The sequence below is a fragment of the Pontibacter rugosus genome (assembly GCF_042678745.1).
GTDB classification, from domain to species: Bacteria; Bacteroidota; Bacteroidia; order Cytophagales; family Hymenobacteraceae; genus Pontibacter; species Pontibacter rugosus.
This window is the reverse complement of sequence record NZ_JBHTLD010000092.1, coordinates 1-18005: the sequence shown is the minus strand read 5'-3', so window position 1 is coordinate 18005 and position 18005 is coordinate 1. Positions and strand designations below refer to the sequence as shown.

11 protein-coding genes are annotated in these 18005 nt (G+C 45.2%); 4 read left to right on the top strand and 7 right to left on the bottom strand.

Annotated elements, in window-relative coordinates:
- The 4 genes from ACFQ2O_RS11245 to ACFQ2O_RS11230 all read left to right on the top strand — a co-directional run.
- Window positions 1-1262 (top strand): HAMP domain-containing sensor histidine kinase (locus ACFQ2O_RS11245; protein ID WP_377527419.1); only part of this gene is annotated, 1262 nt, incomplete at its 5' end.
- Between the two features lie 102 nt (window positions 1263-1364).
- On the top strand, window positions 1365-2681 hold the full coding sequence (locus ACFQ2O_RS11240; protein ID WP_377527416.1) for a TolC family protein: 1317 nt from the start codon (window positions 1365-1367) through the stop codon (window positions 2679-2681).
- Window positions 2678-3814 (top strand): efflux RND transporter periplasmic adaptor subunit, encoded by a 1137-nt coding sequence (locus ACFQ2O_RS11235; RefSeq protein WP_377527413.1) that lies wholly within the window; start codon window positions 2678-2680, stop codon window positions 3812-3814. The genes ACFQ2O_RS11240 and ACFQ2O_RS11235 overlap by 4 nt, the downstream gene beginning before the upstream one ends.
- A 23-nt stretch (window positions 3815-3837) precedes the next feature.
- Window positions 3838-6939, top strand: a complete 3102-nt coding sequence (locus ACFQ2O_RS11230; protein WP_377527411.1) for an efflux RND transporter permease subunit — start codon at window positions 3838-3840, stop codon at window positions 6937-6939.
- A 496-nt stretch (window positions 6940-7435) separates the two neighbouring features.
- On the opposite strand, the gene ACFQ2O_RS11225 is transcribed toward ACFQ2O_RS11230, so the two are convergent.
- The 7 genes from ACFQ2O_RS11225 to hxlA all read right to left on the bottom strand — a co-directional run.
- Window positions 7436-8830, bottom strand: a complete 1395-nt coding sequence (locus tag ACFQ2O_RS11225; RefSeq protein WP_377527409.1) for a Gfo/Idh/MocA family protein — start codon at window positions 8828-8830, stop codon at window positions 7436-7438.
- 23 nt (window positions 8831-8853) lie between these two features.
- Window positions 8854-9696, bottom strand: a complete 843-nt coding sequence (locus ACFQ2O_RS11220) for an endonuclease/exonuclease/phosphatase family protein (RefSeq protein WP_377527406.1) — start codon at window positions 9694-9696, stop codon at window positions 8854-8856.
- 1 nt (window position 9697) lies between these two features.
- Window positions 9698-11413 carry a RagB/SusD family nutrient uptake outer membrane protein gene (locus ACFQ2O_RS11215; protein ID WP_377527403.1) on the bottom strand — a complete coding sequence of 572 codons (1716 nt, stop codon included), beginning with the start codon at window positions 11411-11413 and terminating at the stop codon, window positions 9698-9700.
- Window positions 11414-11498: 85 nt separating this feature from the next.
- Window positions 11499-14933, bottom strand: coding sequence for a SusC/RagA family TonB-linked outer membrane protein (locus ACFQ2O_RS11210; protein WP_377527399.1), 3435 nt, complete (start codon window positions 14931-14933; stop codon window positions 11499-11501).
- Window positions 14934-15105: 172 nt separating this feature from the next.
- On the bottom strand, window positions 15106-16059 hold the full coding sequence (locus ACFQ2O_RS11205) for a FecR family protein (protein ID WP_377527397.1): 954 nt from the start codon (window positions 16057-16059) through the stop codon (window positions 15106-15108).
- 149 nt (window positions 16060-16208) lie between these two features.
- Window positions 16209-16751, bottom strand: a complete 543-nt coding sequence (locus ACFQ2O_RS11200; RefSeq protein ID WP_377527395.1) for an RNA polymerase sigma factor — start codon at window positions 16749-16751, stop codon at window positions 16209-16211.
- Between the two features lie 626 nt (window positions 16752-17377).
- A partial coding sequence (hxlA, locus tag ACFQ2O_RS11195) for a 3-hexulose-6-phosphate synthase (protein ID WP_377527393.1) occupies window positions 17378-18005 on the bottom strand: 628 nt, incomplete at its 5' end.

Below are 18005 nucleotides of genomic sequence, written 5' to 3'. Positions count from 1 at the left end.
ATGCATTCTATAATAAATTAACGAACCGTGCCCTGCTTTCTGGTATTATATTTTTAGAGAAAGATGAATTGAATAAGAAGAAGTACCAAGAGTATGAACTTAGGTATTTAAACACCCTCGACAACGAGGCACTGCAAATCTATGATGCTGCCGGAAATATAGCTTTTGTGCCGGAGATAGATTCATTTCCGGTAGACAAGCGGATGCTTCAACACATTCGCGAAAAGGGCAAGCTTAACTTTAGGGCGCAGGGAAGGCAGTTTGCAGGAATATATTACCAGGACAACCAAGGCGACTTTGTTATAATCAGTTCAGGTGAAGACAGGGCAGGGGAAGCCAGCTTAAAAAATTTAAGTTTAGTTTTTATTTGCTTGCTTATCATTGGCATTCTGATCAACTATTTGCTGAATGCACTTTTGGCAAAGAATACTTTCAAGCCCTTTTCTGCCATTCTGCAGAAAGTAAATACCATCTCCACTGATAACCTGAACTCCCGTCTGGAGGAGCTTAACCAGTCTGATGACGAATTAAGTGACCTAACTACCACTCTAAACACCTTTCTCGACAGGCTGGAGTCTGGAGTGAACAACCAGAAGCAGTTTCTAAAAAATGTTTCCCATGAGTTAAAGACTCCACTTGCTGCCATTTTAGGAGAAGCTGAGCTGAGTCTGGATAAAGAACATACTGCTGGTGAGCAGCGGCAGGTGTTAGTTAAGATTGCTAAAAACACTGCCGAGTTAAGTGCTGTAATTGAGGGGCTTCTTCTGATAAGCGGATTGAATAACAATGATCCAAAAGTTACTTTTCGATCTTTCCTGCTGGATGAGCTTTTATGGGAGGTGCTGGAAAAGTTACACTTCAAATATCCGGATGCCGAAGTGGAAACGCTTATAGAGGTGGATAACAGTGAGGCGATGCAACTGCATTCCCACCCTGAGCTCATAGCCACCGCCTTAACTAACATTATAGATAATGCTCTTAAATTCTCAGACGACCAGAAAATAACACTCTCCATTAAGCTATCAGAACAGGGGCAGCTAGTGCTAACGGTGCAGGACAGAGGCCCCGGTATACCAGAGCAGGAGCAAGATAAGGTTTTTGACCTCTTCTACCGGGGGAGCAATACCAGATTCCTAAGGCCAGGGCATGGCATTGGTCTGTCGCTCACCAAGCATATTGCTGCATTTTGTCAGATAAGCCTTTCTATTTCTTCTGTTCAGGGGAGAGGTACCGAAGTAAAGCTGATTTTTCCGGCATCCTAATCATAAAATAATCTCTCTCTAACCTACTTCTAATTTTAGCCAAAGAAGCCTTTAATGTAGCCGCGATAGCTTTGTAACAACACATACAGCTATCAGCTTAATATGACATTAAAGTATTTCTTTTACTCCGCATGGCTCCTGCTACTTTTGCTTTTGCCTGCTTACCAGGCACAGGCGCAGGAGCAGCGAGCAGACACACTCGCTCTTTCCAGAGTTGAAGCAGAAGCTCTTTTCTTAGAAAACAACCTGGCTATTATAGCCGAGCAACTAAACATTGAACAAGCAGAAGCCCTAATCCTGCAGGCGAAAGCCTGGCCAAACCCAGAGCTGGAAATAAGCGAAGTCAACTTTTGGGCCACTCGTCACCAGTTAGCCAATGGTGAAGGAGCACCGCCACTTTTCGGTAATAGCTTTGGCAAGAACAGACAGTTTTCTGTGCAGTTAGAGCAACTGGTGCAAACAGCCCGCAAGCGCAAGAAGAACATCTCGCTGCAAGTGGCAAACCGGGAACTAGCCCAAACTGCCTACACTGAAATGCTGCTCTCTCTGAAAGCCGAGTTCAGAACACAACTAGCAGAACTGCTTTACCACCAGCATAATGTGCGCCTGCTTCGGCAGCAGCAAGGTGTGCTTTCGCAGCTAATCCGGGCACAGGAGGCACAGCTACGCAACGGTAACATTTCCAAAGCAGACTTTTACCGAATAAGAGCGCTGGACCTGTCGATGCGAGCAGAGCTAAAAGAGGCGCTGGAGGAGAGCCGCGAAGCACAGAAAGATTTAAAAACGCTGATGCTACTACCACCAGACCTGACGCTGTTCCTGACAGATGCAGGCCCGCTCCCTTACCGCTCCTTACAACTGAGCCAACCACTCGATAGTTTGCTAGCCATAGCCGAGCGCCAGAACCCTAGGGTGCAGGTGGCGGCATCTGACTTGCGTGTAAGTAAAGCAGAGCATACGCTAGAGCGTGCCATGCGTGTGCCAGACCTGAAGTTTAACACCAACTACGACCGTGGCGGTAACATCCTGCTCAACTTTATTGGCTTTGGCGTTTCTATGGACCTTCCCTTTTTTGACCGCAACCGAGGCAATATACAAGCAGCTCAGGCACGGGTACTACAAAACAAACACCTGCACGCACTTCGTGTAAATGAGGCGCAGAATGAGGTAGTAAGAGCCTATAAAGACTATCAGCAGCTAATAGAATTGTACCAGTCGATGGAGGAAGACTATATCAATGATTTAGATGATGTGTTAGCTGGAGTTAGCCGCAACTTTCAGCGCAAAAACATCAGCCTGCTGGAGTTTCTCGACTTCTTCGAAGCCTTCAAGGAAATCAAACTCCTCTACTTCGATACTATCAGAAGTCTGGAATCTAAAAAAGAAGAATTCAACCTATTAACCGGCAATGACTTATGATGAGATTATCCTATATAAAAACGATTAATAAACTTTCTGCTGCTGCCTGCTTTGCAGTACTTGTTTCCTCGTGCCAAACTACAGATGCACCAGAAAAAGAAGCTGCAACAACTAAAGACGGCTACTGTCTGTCCGCACAGCTGGCAAAGAATATTAAACTGGCTAATGTAACGCCTGCTACCGAGCATAACCACATCCAGCTTACAGGTAGGGTGATGAGTAATCCGGAAAAATATTACCGCTTTGTGCCTTTGCTGGACGGTGTAGTTTCGAAGGTTAACTTCTCTTTGGGAGACTATGTGAAAAAGGGTACGGTACTGCTGGAAGTGCGCAGCCCGGAGCTAAGCAGCCTGAACGCAGAACTACGCACGGCACAGGCGCAGCTAAAGTTGGCGCAGCGCCAGCTTTCAGCCAAACAGGAAATGTTTGATGACGGTGTTGCATCGGAACGCGAGCTGATTGAGGCGCAACAGGATGTGGAGATAGCCCGCCTGGAAATTACTAAAGTTCAGGAAAACCTGAATATCTACGGAGGTAGCCTGGAACGTGGTGTGCTTATTATCAAAGCTCCATTTAGCGGTCATATTGTATCAAAAAACATTGTGAGCGGCCAACAAATAGATTCCGGAGATGAACCATTGTTTTCTATTTCGGAACTGGAGGAAGTATGGGTAATGGCGAATGTTTATGCCGGTAACCTAAGCAGCGTGAAGCAGGGGATGGAAGTAGAGGTAAGCGCCTCATCTTATCCTGATCAAATATTTAAAGGTAAAATAGACAGACTTGCTAACACCTTTGATACTGAAGAACGTGTGTTGAAGGCACGCATCAGCATCCAGAACCGCGACTTGCTCTTAAAACCAGAGATGTTCGTGAACGTCTCGGTAACACAGGGTAATGTAGCGCAGGACAATGAACAAAATGGTTTACTGTCCTTCCCTGCCAAAGCAATGATTCTTTCTAACTCTAAGCATCAGGTAGTGGTGTACCGCGACAGCTGCAACTTCAATATTGTGCAACTGGAGCCTGTGTTTCAGACGGCTAACACGGTGATGGTGAAAGAGGGCTTAAAAGAAGGAGATAAGGTAGTGACTGAAAACCACCTGCTCATCTATAACCAGATTCAGAACTAAGAGGAAGGAGCAAGAAAGAAAACATGGATAAATTTGTTCAAAGCTTAGTCTCATTCTCGCTTAAAAACCACATCATCGTCTTTTTTCTGACGTTGTTGTTAGTGGCAGCGGGCATTATGAGTTATATAAACACGCCTATTGAGGCTTTTCCGGATGTTACCAACACCAGGGCCCGTATAATTACGCAATGGCCGGGACGCAGTGCAGAAGAGGTTGAGAAGTTTATTACTCTTCCTATAACGCGCCAGATGAACACCATTCCACGAAAGGCAGAGGTGCGTTCTACCTCACTTTTCGGACTATCGGTGGTAACGGTACTGTTCGACGAAAACGTAGATGACTTTTACGCCCAGCAATACGCTTCCAACCGCATGCAAAGTATAGAGTTGCCAGAGGGAGCCGAAGCAGATGTAGAACCACCGTCAGGAGCAACAGGTGAGATATTCCGCTATGTACTCAAGAGCAAATCGCGCTCCATCAGTGATTTGGCCGCCCTGCACGAGTGGGTGGTAGAGCGTGAAATAGTTGGCGTACCAGGTATAGCCGAGGTCGTTAGCTTTGGCGGTGAGGAAAAAATATACGAGATACAGGTAAACCCTGTAGAGCTAGCCAATTATAATTTATCACCACTGGATGTCTTTGAAGCAGTAGAAAAAAGCAACATCAACGTGGGGGGCGATGTTATTGACAAAGGTGCCCAATCTTATGTAGTGCGTGGCGTTGGTCTGCTGGAGAGTATTTCAGATATAGAAAATATTCTGATCGAAAATGTGAACGGCACGCCGGTGTTGGTAAAGCATGTAGCTGATGTGAAAACGTCTGCCAAGCCACGCCTGGGCCAGGTAGGTCTGGATGACGACGACGACCTGGTGCAAGGCATTGTGATTATGCTGCGTGGGGAGAACCCTAGTGATGTAATCGAAAGGCTAAAGGATAAAATAGAGGAACTCAACACCAGAATCTTACCAGCTGATGTAAAAATTGTGCCGTTTCATGACAGGACGATTCTAGTTGATAATACCGTAAGTACCGTAACGCATAACCTGCTGGAAGGCATCATACTGGTGTCGGTGTTGGTCTTTATCTTCCTGTTTAACTGGCGGACAACGGTTATTGTAGCGTCCGTTATACCGCTCGCTTTCCTGTTTGCCATTGTGATGCTGCGCATTCAGGGGCTACCTGCTAACCTGATATCCATTGGCGCTGTAGACTTTGGTTTGCTGCTGGAGGGTACCATGGTAGTAGTAGAGCATGTTTTTGTTGGGCTTGATAAAAGGGCAAATGAACTTGGTATGCCACGCTTTAACAAGATATCTAAGCTGGGCATCATCAAAAATCAAACACGCTCTGTGGCCAAGTCTATCTTCTTTGCACAGATTATCCTGATTGTGGCGCTGATGCCAATCTTTACTTTCCAGAAAGTAGAAGGAAAAATGTTTGCTCCACTGGCCTTTACCTTAGGTTATGCTTTGATTGGTGCAGTATTGCTTAGTTTAACTTATGTGCCTGCCATGTGTAAGGTGCTGCTGAACAAGAATGTAGTAGACCGTGAAAACCCGATTACCAACTTCATACGCGGAGTGATGTTCAAGCTGTACCAGTTAGGTGCTATAAACAAGAAACTAACCATTTCGCTTTTCGTGGGGCTGCTGATCATCTGTGGCTTTGGCTTCAGCCGACTGGGTACAGAGTTTATTCCGCAGCTGAATGAAGGAGCGCTATACATAAGGGCAACCCTGCCGAACAGTGTAAGCTTGGATGAGTCGGTAAAGCTGACGAAGGAGATGAAGGCGAAGTTCCGGGAGTTCGACGAAGTAGCTTTCGTGTTAACGCAAACTGGCCGACCGAACGATGGAACTGACCCAACAGGCTTCTTCAATATTGAATTCCACGTGCAGCTCAGTGACGAAAGCGACTGGAGGCGCAAAATATCCAAACAGGAACTGCTCTCTGAAATGGAACAGTCGCTGGGGGAATATCCCGGCGTTACCTTCGGCTTCAGTCAGCCAATTATGGATAACGTGGAAGAATATGTGTCAGGGGTTAAGAGCTCGCTGGTGGTAAAAATTTTCGGTAATGACCTGTTCGAGTTGGAAGATACCGCTGATCAAGTGGCAGCTGCCATCAAAGATGTGGAAGGTGTAGAGGACCTGAACATCTACCGCAACATCGGTTTGCCAGAGCTTCGCATCAAGCTGGACGAAAAACGTATGGCTCGCTATGGAGTAAGTATGGCCGAAGCACAGGCTGTGATTGAAATGGCCATAGGCGGTAAAGCGGCTACTTCGTTTTATGAAGACGAACGCATATTTGATGTGCGGGTACGTTATGCAGAACCTTTCCGAAAGTCGGAAGAAGAGATAAAGAATATATTGGTGCCAGCTAATAGCGGCTCTATGATCCCACTTTATGAGATAGCTGATGTTGGCTTCTTTACCGGGCCAGCCTTTATCTACCGCGAGGGCAGCAGTCGCTACATAGCCGTTGGTTTCTCGGTGCGGGGCCGTGACCTGGGCAGCACGGTAGAAGAAGCACAGAAGCGCGTAGAGGAGCAGGTAGTGCTTCCGGATAGCTATGACTTAACCTGGGCAGGAGAGTTTGAGAATAAGGAAAGGGCTACCAAGCGCTTGACTTACATCGTGCCGATTTCACTCCTGATGATTTTCTTCCTGTTGTATGTGAACTTCGGGAATCTAAAAGACACGGTTATATCGCTCATCACCATTCCGTTTGCCTTTATTGGCGGCTTCCTGTCGCTATGGCTCACAGGTACTACCTTTGGTATATCTGCAGGTATAGGTTTTATCATCCTGTTTGGAGTTGGTACTATAGACGGTATTATACTTATAGCGGTTATGAAAGACTACCTGCATAAAGGAATGTCGCTGCAGAAGGCAATCTCAGAAGGCGTGTACAGCCGCATAAGGCCTGTGTTTATGATAGCCATTATGGGTTCGGCGGGCCTACTGCCAGCTGCTTTATCAACAGGTATGGGCTCTGAAATACAAAAACCACTTGCTATTATGATTGTGGGAGGTTTGATGATCTGTATGATTTTATCTCTGATCGTACTGCCACAGGTATACTATTTAGCATATAGCAGGAGCGTGAAGAAAGTAAAGTAGGTTTAAGTTTAGTTGTAGTGAGTATTTGAATGGGGTGTGTAGATTTCTACATATCCCATTTTCTCTTTCATGAACCTGAAGCTTGGCTGGGTGTTAAACTTAATTCAAAACCAAGGCAAATTTAATGATCAAAGGAGAATAATTCTTGCATTAGATATTGGAGCAAAGACTTCAGTTAATCATAAACACATTGTGGTCTTAACCCAAGTATAGAAGTGGTATTAGCCTTGCGTGTTGCAATGAAATAATCATTATTTAGGAAGGTTTATTTAAAAGGGAGCTCTCTTCCTGCTTAAGCGTTTGCGGCTTACGCAGGAAGAGGGCTCCCTTAATAAAATTCTTTCAGAGGGATGTGGCAGGTTAAACTATACTTGTTTGAAGACTTAACTTACCTAAATATACAAGCCTATAGGCTGTATACTTACGTTCGAACAGACCTTAGTTTTACATCTTTACCAAGTATAAAATTAAAGCTCAGAAACTGAAGACAACCCTTTTATACTGTCATCTTGATAGGCATAATCTTATTCTTTTTGCGACTTTCTTCGGCCATAAATCCCATAATGTGTGATTCAATGGACTCATCAATAGTAGAGGTAAGCAAGCTGGCATCTTGTTGGGCTACAGCCTGTACAAAATCGCGCATGAGTAGCCAGTCTCCACCGCCGTGTCCGCTGTTTTTATAGTTCTCTACATCCTCTGCCTTAGGCACCAGTTTTAGTTCTTTCTTAGTCCTGAAGTCGGTTACGACCAGCTCACGCATGTCGCCTACCATATCACCCATAGAGCCCATAATGCGGGTGCGGCGACCGTGGTAGGAGGTAAAGGCTTCCATGGAGAAGCTGGCTGTTACATTATCTGCAAACTGTATGGTGGTCACGTAATGGTCGGGCTGGTCGTTGTCCATGCGGTAAACACAGCGGCCATAGTTGGTGGTACGGAGCCGGTCCATTATTATCTCGCTGTGCTTGCTTTTGTCCTCCGGCAGGTCCATTACATAAAGTCGCTTGCGCTCATCGTGGTAGTGCCGGAGGGCAGAGTATGGACATTCGCGTTCTACCTTACAGCCATCCGTGCAGCGGGCAGTGCTTCCTTCAGGGGCGTTTTCTTGCCGGAACCACTTCAGGTTGCCCATGGCGGCAATTTGCTGGCTTGGTTTGTTGATCACCCACTTTATAATATCAAGATCGTGGCAGGATTTGGCAAGTATAATCGGAGTTGTTTCTTTAGAGTTGTGCCAGTTGCCGCGCACGTATGAGTGCGCCATGTGCATGTGTTCTATCGGCTCAAAGTGCTGCACACTTACTACTTCCCCAATGGCCCCCTGGCTTATCAACTCTTTCATCTTTACAAAGTATGGCGCATAACGTAGCACATGGCAAACCGCCACAATGCGACCTGTCTTCTTAGTCATTGCTAATATGTCGCGGCATTCTTGTTCGGTAGGGGCAATGGGTTTCTCCAGCAACACATCGTAGCCCATCTCAAGCGCTTTCATGCAAGGGCCATAGTGCAGCGCATCTGGCGTGGAGATGATAATGGCATCTGCAAATTTAGGTCGCTTAAACACTTGCTCCCATGTATCGAACCTGTGCTTCTTTTGTATCTGGTGCTTCTCGCTATACTTGGAGTTGCGGTAAGTGATAGGTTCGGCAACTCCAAGTATTTTAAGCTGTTCCGGAAACTTTGCAGCGAAGTTACCATAAACGGTGCCGCGGCTGCCGGCTCCTAGTGTAATTGCTGTAACAGGCTTATTTAAGGGTTTATGTAGCGGGTTATCCGGTAACTTATAAGTATAAGTGCTATCAGAAATTCGGGCAAGAGACTCTGTGCTGATAACAGCTGCACCAATGCTCAGGCCTAAGGATTTTATAAGATTTCTTCTATTCATAAGAAGTAGGAGGTACTAAGGGTTTAATATTTGAGGATGGCCACTATCGGTAAATGATCTGAGGCATACCTTTCGCCAATTACCTGCTGCTGATCTACTCGGAACTTGTTGGCAGGAGCGTAGGATATAAAATCTATCGCTTTAGTTGGGTTGTTAACCGGAATGGTTGGGCTGCACGGTTCGCAGCTGCGCTTAAAATGAGAGTCAAGTAAGGTGATGGTTTCTGAACCAGGAGTGGCATTGAAATCACCTGCAATTACAAACGGAAGCTTATCAGCAGAGGCAATCTTTACTATTTCGGCTGCCTGCATATCTCTATTCACAGAGGATTTCTGGGCATCCAGGTGCGTGCTTCCAAACCGGATGCTGGTGCCGTCAGGCAAGGTTACTTTAGCTGTTGCTAATACACGCGGTTCACTATTTGTGTCTACCTTTGTTGGCAATTTGTTCACAGTAGTGTCTGCCAAAGGAAATTTAGAAAGTATAGCTACACCGTATGCTCCTCCACCATAATCTATAGCTTTCCCGAAGAAGTAATGCATGCCTAGTTTCTTCGCTATTTCCTCCGCCTGGTTGTTAGGGCCAGAACGCTGCGTATGCACATCGATTTCCTGTAAGGCCACCAGGTCTGGATTTTGGGCCTGTATAGTTTTTACTATGGCCTCGATGTCAATAAAGTCAGGGCGTGAAGGCGGGTTACAATGGTGCACATTGTAAGACATTACCCGAAGTGTATGCTTTTTGACCACCACGTCACCCGTTTCTGTTGCAGGTGCAGGGTCGTTTGCCTTTGAGGTGCTGGAGCAGGAGGCCACCCATACGGTAGCTCCTGCCATTACTGCATATAAAAAGTTCTTGATTGTCATGTTACCAGCCTGGGTTTTGTCCGAGATTAGGATTGCGCTGCAGTTGCTCCAGAGGAATAGGCCATAGATAATTCTTGCCTTCATCAAACCTTCTGCCTGTGTTGATGATCTGATGACCATCCTCATCAGTAGGGATACTGGCTACATATGCCTGGTTATAATCTGGAATCAAACTTTTCTTAACACCTTTTACATCCTGAGCCAGCAGGTCGCCTTGTTTCCAGCGAAGTATATCAAAGTAGCGCTGGCCTTCTCTTGCCAGTTCTACACGGCGCTCTCTGCGTAGTTCGGTGCGCACATCCAAGCTATTGGCAGCCAGTGTAGCTAAGTCCATGTGAACCATTCCGACACGGTCTCTTAGTTTGTTCACCGTCAAGTCCAGGTCTTGCTGTGTCAATTTACCTTGTTCTAAGCGAGCCTCTGCATAGGTAAGTAACACTTCAGCATAACGGAGCAGGTGAATATCATTATCATCTTTGTTATAAGTGCCTACAGCAGCTAGATCAACATACTTTGTAAAGTAGTAGCCTGTGCCTGTTACACTGCCTTTTTTGTCTGCATTAAACTTTGGAAGGCTAAAGGTGGTGTTCGGCTGGTTGTCTTTGTCTCCGTCGTCTTTTCCTCCCCACTCAGCTCCCGGAGCCAGAATTGTTTGCGTCATACGTGGGTCTCTGTTCTGGAAGATAGCCGCATAGGAGTCTTCTTTGTACAGCGGTGATTGCTCTATAGGTAAGCCATCGCTGGAGAGGTAGGTATCAACCAAAGACTGTGTAGGGTTGAAGCGAGAGGTTTGATCAGGCACCTGTACTTCACGGCTCATGTTATGCATTGTTACATCCTGCAAGTATAGGCGGGCCAAAATCGTTTCTTTGTTCTTGCCAGCGGCCAATTTGCCTTTATCTGTAAATAGCTCTTGGTAACTTGTAGCTGGGTTGCCGTTAGAGTATAGTTGGTAAACGCCCAGATCCATTACAGCCTTTGCTGCAGCCTCTGCCACATCGTAGCGGCCATAGAACAAAGCAACTCTGGCTTTCCAACCTAATGCTGCTCCTTTGGTTATTCTTCCAAGGTCTTTGCTGCCGTAGGTGGTTGGGAGTAGTTTGGCGGCTTCTTCCAGCTCGTTCAATATAAAATCAACCACCTCTTTGTTCTGCGTTCTTTGGCCCGTAATCTCTGCATCTCCAATATCCAGTGTGCTGGTAATTAGCTGCACATCACCAAAGAAGAAGGACAAGAAGCTATAATGGAATGCTCGCATAAAACGAACTTCGCCTTCATACTGATCAAGTTTAACTTGGCTGATACCCTGTGCTTTCTCAAATTTTTCCAGAAAATGATTACAGCGCCTGATGCCTTCATATTGGGTGCTCCATTCAGTGTTTACAGTACCGATCGTAAAGTCGAAGTTGCCGCTAGAAATAGCTTGATAGTCGGAGCGAGGAGGATAGATGGTGTTATCCGCCAGGTTCTCCATATCATGAAAATTTTTGCCTTTTAAACCGGCATAACACCCGTTTACAGCCAGCTCTAGCTGTTCTTGCGTTTTCCAGAAGCTTACGTCAGTGATAGCATCCAGTGGCATACGCTCCAAAAAATCGTCTTCACAGCTGCTCAAGGAAGCAACCATAAAAACGGGCAAGGAAAGCGTGGCTATTCTAAGACCAGCCTTGCGCATGATTCTATGTAGTTTGGGAGTAGATGTATTTGCTCTTCTCATGATTTGTTAAGTTTATACTTGTTCTGCAGTAGAGAAGGGAGGTGTGCCTAAATAAGGCGCACCGAAAGACCTCCCGTACCTGCTGTTACTTAAATCTTAGGTTCAGACCGAAAATGAATGTTTTAACCTGCGGGTAAGTACCACCATTCGTAGTTGCTACTTCAGGGTCGAAGGCGTAGAAGAAGTCGGATTTTGTGAGCAGGTTGTCTGCTGATACATACACCCGAAGATTATCTATCCTTAACTTGCTTGTCAGTTGCTTTGGAATAGTATAGCCAAGCTGCACGTTTTTCAGGCGCAGGTAAGATGCATCCTGAAGCCAATAATCTGACACACGCAGGTTTCTGGAGTCGGAGTATGTAAAGCGAGGATACCAGGCATCCGTGTTCTCAGGAGTCCATCTGTCGCGGTGCACTTCCTGAGGGAAAGCCCCGTTTGCATAAAATGGATGTATGCCAGTACCTGATACATAGCCATTGCCTTTGCCTACACCTTGGATAAAGAAGGAGAAATCAAACCCTTTGTAGCCGAAGTCGCCTCTGAAGGAGTAAGTATAGCGTGGAAAAGCATCTCCAATCACAGTACGGTCATAGTCGGCTGTGATAATGCCATCAGGTATGCCCTCAGGACCGCTGATGTCTCTGTACTTCACATCACCCGGACCAACCTTGCCTTGATCTGCATCAAAAATCGGAAAGTTAGGCGTTGCCTTACCAGTAGTAGGATTTAATGTAAAGTCACTTTCCTGTGCCAGTCCGTCTGTCTGATATCCATAGAAAGCTTCAAACGGGAAACCAACCATGCGAATTCTATCTTTCAATTCGGGTTCAGTACCGCCTAAGTCCTCAACATAATTCCGGACATCTGAAAGCTGTGCATTAAATTTATAGGTAAAGTCGCTGATTCGGTCTTGCCACCCAAGGCTAACTTCCCAGCCTTTATTTGATACTCTACCGGCATTTTGGTCTGGCTCTGTTAGTCCGATAACAGCTGGCTGAAGCACTTTTAACTGAATGTCTTTCGTCTGCTTCTCAAACCAATCAGCCGATAGCGTCAAGCGGTTTTTAAACGCCCCCAGATCAACTCCCACATTTAGCATGTTTGCTTTTTCCCACTGCAGAATAGGGTTAGCAAGTATGGTTTGTGATAAGCCTAACGTCTGCTTATTCCCAATAGGCATGGTGTTTATTGAACTTATTACTGAGATATATGGATAATATTCTGAATAACCAGGGCTGTTGGCACCATACTGTCCTCCCAGGTCGCCATAGGAAGCCCTAACCTTACCCTCACTTAGCCACGATAGGGCATTAAGCTGCTGGACAAAGTTCTCTTCGGTAAAGCGCCAGCCAACAGATACAGAAGGGAAAGAGCCATATCGCCTTTTTTGCATATACCTGGAAGATCCATCATAACGCAGGTTGAACTCTGCCAGATACTTCTCTTTGAAATTGTAATTCACTCTACCAAAGTAGGAGCGAAGGGCATATTGGTAAGCATCACCAGTGGCTACAGGGTTATCACTGCCCAGGTTTAAAACAGGCACATCATCACTCACAAAGCCCATTTTAGAGGCAAACCAGGCTTCATATCTGTATTCTTCCTGTTGATATCCAAGTAATGTGCTTATGTTATGATTGCCCATGTTAACATTGTAGTTTAACTGGCCCGACAGGTTCTCCAGCCTACTGGTATAATCCCGGTTTCCAAGTTGACTGGCCGTCATATTAGAGTACCAGAAGTTTCCTGTATCTGGATAGAGATAATCTATTTTGCGGCTAAAGGTGGAGCGTAGCTGATTGAAAATGTTTACCCCATATTGCGCTCTCAGGCTCAGGTTCTTCAGGATGTGTACCGTGCCAGCCAGGTTGCCATAAAACTCCTGTGATTTAAAGTTATTGAAGCCCCCATCTGTAGCAGTTGCCACAGGGTTACTGGAGCCTCCGCCGTAGCCCCACTCGCCATTCTGGAACCTTACTGGAGTGAGTGGCGACATGGTAAAGGTTTGGTAAATTGGCCCTGAGTTGTAGTCTGTACCGCCTGCTGGCTGGTTCTGCTCACGGTCTACATAGGTTAGGTTTGCGTCCAAATCCAGCAGGTCGAATAGCTTGTTAGCACCCAGGCGCAGCTTCATGTTATTTCTGGTTGCCTTATACTGATCACCTACTACCAAGCCTTCCTGGCTGAGTCTGCCGTACGAGGCATAGTAGTTCATATCTGGCGTGCCACCATTTATACTTATGTTGTGGCTTTGCTGAGGCGCATACTCTTTTAGCAGAGCATCAGACCAGTTGGTGTTGGCATAATAGTCCGGATCAGTGCCCTCTCGTGCTATCTGTATCTGCTCTTCCGTAAAAGTAAGTGGGTGGTCTACATTGCGCTGAGACTCATTCAGCATTTCCATGTACTCTACAGATCCTAGCATTTTAGGCAGTGCGGTGGGCGTTTGCACTCCGTAATAGCCGTTGTAACCTACAGTAGGCTTCTGGTTCGACTGCCCTTTTTTTGTAGTAATAAGTATAACACCGTTGGCTGCCCTTGAACCATAAATAGATGCTGAGGCTGCATCTTTCAGTACAGAAACACTTTCAATATCATCCGGGTTAAGCGAATTAATATCTACTCCCGGCATTCCATCTACTAATACAAATGGCTCTGAATTGTTTGTTGTGCCTGTGCCACGAATACGTAAGGTAGACCCAGAGGCACCTGGAAATGCTGTGCTGTTGATGGCAGTAAGACCTGGCAGTAAGCCTTGTAAACCAGATTCTACGCTGGTGATGGGACGGCTATCCAAAGCCTCCGCTGTTATCATTTCTACAGCACCTGTTACGTTCACTTTTTTCTGTGTCCCATAGCCAACTACCACCACCTCGTTCAGGCTTTGTAAATCCTCTTTCAAGGCAACACTTATGTTCTGGTCGTTTTTGCTTACAGCTCGCTCCATACGCTGAAAACCAATCATAGAGAATACCAGCACATTATCTGATTGTACTCTAAGCTCAAAGCTACCGTCAACATTTGTTATTACTCCGTTTGAGGTGCCTTTTACAACCACAGAGACACCAGGCAGTGGAGTGGCAGCATTTGCAGCATCTACTACTTTACCTTTAATCAGGAATGCATCGTTCTGCTGTGAAGCTGGCCCTGTAGAAGCGTTGGTTCTTCTGGTGATGATAATCTTTTCTCCCTGCTCTTTGTAGGTGACAGACGTTGTAGAGAACAACAGCTCCAGAACTTTAGCAACAGAAGCGTCAGATACTTTCAGCGTTACATCTTTGTAGGAATCTATAACACTATTTTCATATATAAAGCGAAAGCCGCTCTTTTTTTCTATTTCGCTCAGAGCATCTTTAAGTGAGACATGATTGAAGTTTACCGTTATCGTTTTGTCGTTGAGGTTCTGCGCAAAGCAAGTAGTAGCTGCTTGTGTATGCAGGCAGGAAGCTAATAGCAGCACCGCAAGCATTTTTTTTGCTTTTTTGGGAGCCTTAGGCAGTTGGGTAGAAAAATAAACCATAATTTTAGTGTGTGATGGATAGTTCAAAAGCTATTTTATGACAGTGGCAACAAGCCCGTTGCCGAACCAGAGCCACCGCTGCGCCAACAGCGGTGGCTTCTTCGTATCATGGATTACTGCATTGCTTATACCATAGGCTTTCATTTCTTTTATTGGTTATTGTTGGTGTAGATTATTGCCATACTACCTCAGTGTCAGATTTATCCTGAGCCTGAAGTCCTGTGATCATTTCTAAAATTCCAGTTATATCTTGTAGTGATTCGCCGTTACCAAAGCTGGCAGTAATGTGCTTAGAGGCTAAGGCTGGGGTATTGATTGAAATCTTTTTGCCAAACCTGTTCCCCAGTACAATGGCTACATCCGCCAAACTTTCTTCTCTAAACTGAAACTCACCTTGTGCTTTCCACCAGTTGACTCCTTCAGCGTTAAAGTTGATTTTAGTAAGCTCTGTAGATCTGCTGTTGTACCTTGCCTCCTGGTTGGCTACTAGCAGTACCTGGTCGTTGCCTTCTGTTACTGCTACCTTGCCACTGCTAACTGACACAGAAGCCTGTGATGCGCCTTTATAAGCGCGTATGTTAAAAGAAGTGCCCAATACCTGTGTTTTCAGGTGTTCAGCATGTATGATGAAGGGTTTAGTAGTATCGCGTGCAACCTCAAAAAATGCCTCACCCTCTAAGTATACCTCTCTCTGCTCCCCATAGAACTTTTTAGGATATCGAAGTTCGCTATTGGCATTCAACCATACTTGGCTACCATCGCTCAGGCTAATTTTGGTTACATTACCTTTCGCGGTTCTGAGGGAAATATAATTTGTGGTATCGTGCTTTAGGTAGAAGAAAAATGACGTTGCCATTATCATCAGTAGCAAGCCCGCGGCAACACTTCTGTAAGTAGTATTCACGCTTTGCCACAAGGCGATAACCGTAGTGCCTAAGGTACTTTTGTGCTCCTGTGGAATGTGTGTTCGTATCTTGCTCCATAGCCTCAGTTTCACCTGCTCCTCATGTGCATTATCTTTAAAGACTTGGGTGCTCTCCTGTTTTTCGAAAGAATCATACCATTGATCCAGCTGTTCTTTTTCTGCTGGGCTTAGCTTGTTTTGTGCCGCTTTTTGAAGCAGCATTTTTAGTTGTTGGTTATCCACTTGTGGTGCTTTTGTGGATATACTCGTACTGCTGCGGCTGGAGTACTAGATAGGTTTTGTGAATTAACAGAAGGGTAACAACCCATTTAAACAGCGGTAACTTTAGACACGGTTTTGTTAAGCGTGTATTAGCTAAGGTTAAATAAGATGAGGAGCAATGGGATGTAGTTGCTGAGCCGTGTGCGTAGCCTTTTTAAGGCAGAGCTAATCTGATTTTTAACAGTTTGGTTAGATATGCCAAGATGCGCTGCTATCTGCTCAATGCTCATGAATTCTTTTCTGCTGAGCAGGTATACTTGCTGCATCTTTTCAGGCATCTTGCTTACTTCTTCCTGCACACACTGCTCTAACTCTTCTGCCATCAGGAGCTCATCGGTGGTTGTATCAGCATGGTTTGTAGCTGAAAGTTCTTCTAAAGCAAAAGAGTGAAGCAGCTGATCTTTTCTATAGAAGTCGATAATTTTATACTTGAGGGCCTGGTGCAGATAAGCCTTCACAGATCCTTCTTTATCCAGTACCTCCGGCTTCTGGACTAGGGAAAGGAATATATCCTGGAGTATGTCTTCCACATCTTCCTCCGACCTCAATCGACGATAGGCCACAATATAAAGCTCACGCCAATAGAGTGTATAAACCTCTTCAATCTTACCAAAGCTCCTATTGTGCGTCACGCTTAGAGGGAATAAATGAGGCTACTAAACTAGCTCCTCAAAGTAAACCCTTTAATGTTATTACAATATGAGCCCAATATGAACAAAAGATTAAAGATGGGTTATGTATAGCTATATGGTTTCGTGAAAACAGCTCTTAAGCCAAAATTCAATTCAAATACTTTAGCTAAAGTAAGTTTAGCTTGTAAAAAAAATACTTGATGGTTATAGTAAAGCCTGTATAGAAAACTAGCTTAGAAGATTTTATGTCCCATAGAGTTGTTCTGAAGCGCAGAAAACACTTTGCCAGAATTCTATTCATTCTAAATTCGGTAGCAATAACAAAACGTATGAGGCTCTAACAGAGAATATGAGCTGAAGGAGGAAAAGACTAAGAGGCCGTTAGTATTTATCTTGAAGTGGGAGAGGAACTGTTAGACCTATTTAATTAGTAGTGTTTAGTGACGGATTGTTTTTCAGGGAATTATGGAGATGAGGTAGCAGTTCAGCAGGAGTGTAGCTTCATAGATTAACCAGCGTTAACTGCCATTAAATTTATAAGAAGTTACTTAACCAGAAAGGGCCGCTCCATTATTTGTAGAGCAGCCCTTCACAGCTTATAAGCATACTAATAATTTATTTTTGTTTTATGCAACATCAAGAGCTTCGCGCAAAGCTTTGGCAGCAGCAGCTGGGTCAGCGGCACTGTATAGAGATGCACCAGCCACAGCAACTACAACACCTGCTTGTTTTACAGCTGCAATGTTATTTACGTTTACACCTCCAGCAATTGAAACTGGTACACCAACACGTGCTGCCTCATCAATCAGTACTTGGATAGAGTAACCTGGTTGTGCTTGCTCGTCAAGGCCTGCATGCAGTTCTACAAACTCAACACCCAAAGCTGTAACTTCCTGTGCACGCTTTACACGGTCTGATTCTCCAATGGTATCAACTACCACTCCTTTACCATACTGTTTAGCAGCTTTAACAGCGCCTTCGATGGTTGCATTACCCGTTGTTGCCAACACAGTAACCAAATCAGCACCAGCTTTAAATGCCATTTCTGCTTCAAGAGCACCTGTATCTGCAGTTTTGAAATCTGCAAAAACAATCTTGTCCGGGAATGCATTTTTCATCGCAGTAATAACTGCTACACCTTCGCTCTTGATCAGGGGAGTACCAAGCTCAATGATGTCGATATATGGAGCTACTTTTTCTGCAAGAGCCAAAGCGTCAGCAGTTGTTAATAAATCTATTGCTACTTGTAATTTT